General features: G+C 40.7%; 1 pseudogene. It reads left to right on the top strand.

What is annotated here, in order from left to right:
- Positions 1-246: pseudogene (locus OXR04_RS21535) on the top strand (hypothetical protein); the annotation flags it as partial.

Here is a 246-nt window from a genome sequence, read left to right as displayed (position 1 = left end):
CCCCGCATTTAAACAGCGGGTGCAGTTAAGAGAGCAGGAACTGCGTGATGCCATCAATAAACCTGAAAACGATCCGAAAGATGCTCCCTTTATAAAAGAAATTATCACTCTCCCTGAAGGTAAAGGAGTGATTTTTGATAGCAACAGGCCGGGCTCGGATGATCTTTATCGAAGACTTGAAGCCCATATATATGTAAATGGTATTTCTTTTATTATAACAACGAATATCCGTGATTTTTCTGCGCT

This window comes from Pantoea sp. GM_Pan_3 (assembly GCF_026541045.1).
Lineage (GTDB): Bacteria > Pseudomonadota > Gammaproteobacteria > Enterobacterales > Enterobacteriaceae > Pantoea > Pantoea anthophila.
This window is presented reverse-complemented; position numbering and strand designations above follow the sequence as displayed.